The organism is Chryseobacterium sp. CG10_8 (assembly GCF_058117085.1).
This window is the reverse complement of record NZ_JBYVEB010000222.1, coordinates 1-1,607: the sequence shown is the minus strand read 5'-3', so window position 1 is coordinate 1,607 and position 1,607 is coordinate 1. Positions and strand designations below refer to the sequence as shown.

At 29.6% G+C, this 1,607-nt stretch carries 2 protein-coding genes; both read right to left on the bottom strand.

Annotated features, from left to right (window positions below):
- Positions 1–19: 19 nt before the first annotated feature.
- Positions 20–1,153 carry a hypothetical protein gene (locus tag AC4AGG_RS16375; protein ID WP_489773094.1) on the bottom strand — a complete coding sequence of 378 codons (1,134 nt, stop codon included), beginning with the start codon at positions 1,151–1,153 and terminating at the stop codon, positions 20–22.
- A gap of 59 nt (positions 1,154–1,212) precedes the next feature.
- Positions 1,213–1,607: type II toxin-antitoxin system HicB family antitoxin (locus AC4AGG_RS16370; RefSeq protein ID WP_489773093.1), on the bottom strand; the 395-nt coding region annotated here is incomplete at its 5' end.

The following is a 1,607-nucleotide window of genomic DNA, read 5'->3' as shown; positions in this document are numbered from 1 at the left end:
AATTAAAAAATGCTAACCTTTAACCGTTAGCATCTAAGTTTTTAATCTTAAATTTCAGAATAGTTTTGTTTGCATTTAAAACATTTTCAGAATTATTGTAAGGACTGTTTTTGTCAGTATCGTCCCGATTAGCATTTAACATTGGACGTAAATAAGTGTATAATGTTTGTGAATTAATACCAGTAATTGCAGACAATATTTCTGCGGTGTGAGAAATGGTTTCAGGTTTGTTTTGGATACTTTTGATATAATCAATGATTTTTAGTTTTTCCAAAATGATTAATTTTTCTTTGTCTGCATTATCTGAAAAATCGTTATTAGGAGTGTTTACAACTTCCAAATTTGAACTTTTTAATTTCCGATTGATTAATCCCTGTAATTTGTATAAAGGATATAATTCATAAGGGAAAAGTAATTGTTCTAAATTAAGAACTTTAGCATCAAAATCAAACCCTTTTTCTTCTGCTCTTTTTCTATTTTCAATCTGTTTTTCTGTCAAATTCTCAATAGGCGTTTTCTTATAGTAAGGAATTTCAATACCGTTTTTCTTCCTTTCTTCAATTGCATTTTCTATATCATCAGGTGTAAATTGACTTTCTAATTCTTCTCGCTCAGTAAATAAATAAAAATCCAAATCCTTACGAATTGATTTTAATATCACTTCGTTATAGTCTTGTGAAAATTCTTTTAACAGCTTTAAAACATCTGTCTCCCCTAAATCTTGTTCTTTAACTTTATCAAAAAAATCGTAAATCTTTTTTTCTTCTTGTCTTTGTTCTTTCCCATAAAACCCAATAGAAAAATCTTTAGTGTCATGACTATTAATTGGGTGTTTATTTTCAATATTTTTTAATTTTAGCTTCTCAACTATTTTTTTGAAGTTTAATAATAAAGTTTTGATCTCGAATTTATCTAAAGTTTTATCGTCCCAAACAATTTTACTTTCTTTTCTGTAAAACTCCATACCAAATAGTTTTCTGATTGCAGTTTGTGGTGTATTATTTATTACAGAAATACTTTTTGAATATCTATTTAAAAGGTCTTCTATAAAATCTATTTCGTCCGCAATTGCATAGTAATTTAGATATTCATTCAAATCTTTGACATAGTTTTCCTCAAATTCTATAAGGCTTGGATAAATCTTTATCTCCATAAAATCAGGTTTGAACGGTTAAAAAAAGTCGCACAATGGCGACTGTTATAATTTTGTGTTTAGACTTTTTGTTTTCCAGTCCCTTTTGTTTGTCGGGTTCTGTTTCCTAATGGTATAGGGTTTAATTTTTCTTCTATGGCAGATTTCACAAAGGCGTTAAGGTTTATTCCCATTTCTTGCGCCTTCAATACTGCCATTCCGTGCATATCGGAAGGAATACGCACGTTAAATGCTCCCGAAAATGATTTTTGTGGTTTTATGCCTTCTTCTTCGCAAACGGATAAATAGTGGTCTATTCCGTCCCTGAAATCTTTTTTTAATTCGTCCACGTCTTTACCTTCATAAGAAATCAAAAGACGGTTAACTCCCAAGACTTTACCGAACAGAATATTATCAGATTCGCTATATTCTATGCTCCCAATAAATCCTTTGTATTTCAAATTGTTACTCATAA